Source organism: Nostocoides jenkinsii Ben 74 (genome assembly GCF_001046875.1).
In the GTDB taxonomy this organism is placed as follows: Bacteria; Actinomycetota; Actinomycetes; order Actinomycetales; family Dermatophilaceae; genus Nostocoides_A; species Nostocoides_A jenkinsii.
Map to the genome: position 1 here is coordinate 3669885 of NZ_HF571038.1, position 1506 is coordinate 3671390.

Sequence of the window (1506 nt, forward strand, 5' to 3'; positions counted from 1 at the left end):
CCGTCGGGCCAGGTCGCCGCCCGCGCCCGCGCCTGACCCGCCAGAGCGGCCGCCCGCGCGGAGTCGTGGACGAGGCCTTCGACGGCCTCGGCGACCGCCGCCGGATCCCCCGGCGGCACGAGCAGTCCCACTCCGGCGGCGAGATCAGGCAACCCGCCGACGTCCGTCGCGACGACCGGGGTTCCGGCCGCCATCGCCTCCTGGACCACGAGCGCCCGAGCCTCCCAGGTGGAGGTCAGGACGAAGACGTCGGCGGCGAGGAGCAGCCGTCCTGGGTCGTCGACCGCGCCGACGAAACGGACCGGCGCCCGGGTCGCCTCGGCCTCGGCCCGCAGTGCGGTCAGGAGGTCGGCAACCCCCGATCCGGCGACGATCCAGTCGAGCTGCCGACGCAGCCGTGCGGCCGCGCCGATCAGGGTCGCCAGATCCTTCTGCGGGGCGATCCGGGAGATCGTCACCACGAGCGGGCGCCCGGCGGGCAGATCCACCCCCTCCCGTATGGCGCGCCTCGCCTCCCGCCGGTCGGCCTCGGTCGCGCGAAGGAGAGTGGGCACGAGCGGGCTGGGGACCAAGGCCAGTTCGGCCCGCGCGGCACCGAGTGCCCGGGCGGCCTCCACCAGGTCGCTGCTGGCGCCGGTGACGAGATCCGCGCGGCGTAGCGCCGCGCTCTCGATGCCGCCGGCGACCCGGCCGCGGATCCCGCCGAGCAGAGGCACCTCGTTGTGCAGGCTGACGACCAGCCTCGGGCCCCAGCCGGCCTGGGCCCGGTGGGCGCCGCTGCGCGGTCCGGCGACGGCCGCGGCGACGATGCCGGCCTGGAGCCCATGGGCGTGGACGATATCGGCGTGCCGGGCCCAGGCACGCAGATCGCGCATCCGCCGGGCACCGACGAGCGGGCCACCCCCCGCCGGCCACAACTGAAGAGCATCGGCCCAGCCAAACCGGCGAGCGGTCAGGTCGTCCGTGGCGATTCGCACGCTCACGCCGAGGGCGCGCAGGTGCTCAGCGAGTTCGGCGACATGCGTGCCGATTCCGCCCGTCGAACGGCCGACGAGAAGGAGGAGGCGCACTGGTCGCTCGGGATCAGCCATCGGCTCGATTATGCCCGGACTCCGTCGCGCAGGGCCGCGCGTGCGCCGCCGGGAGCCGCCGCGAGGACGACGAGGGCGGCCACCAGCCCGGCGAGCCCGCCCCGGACGAGCGCGACCCCGACAGCACCCGGCCCCGGCCACACATGCCCGAGCCCAAGGCGCAGAAGGAGGACCGCCACGAGCGCGGCCATCCCGGACCGGACGAGGACTGCCCCCAGGCCGGCGAGTGACGCAGCCCCCCACGCGCGGCGCAACAGGACCGCCAAGGCGATGGCCGACGCGGTCATCCCGAGGCTGGAGCCGGACCCGATCGCGACGAGCGTGGCCCGGGGCCCGCCACGCCCCTGGGTCACGACCAGCGGAACGAGCGCGGCCAGGAGCCAGCCGGCCGCGACGGCGAGGGCGGCGCGGCGGG

The 1506-nt window shown here is 76.6% G+C and carries 1 protein-coding gene and 1 pseudogene; both read right to left on the minus strand.

What is annotated here, in order from left to right:
- The coding region (locus BN13_RS17485) for a glycosyltransferase family 4 protein (RefSeq protein ID WP_048548509.1) at positions 1-1091 on the minus strand (1091 nt) is incomplete at its 3' end.
- An 8-nt stretch (positions 1092-1099) separates the two neighbouring features.
- Positions 1100-1506 (minus strand): annotated as a pseudogene (locus BN13_RS19795) (hypothetical protein); the annotation flags it as partial.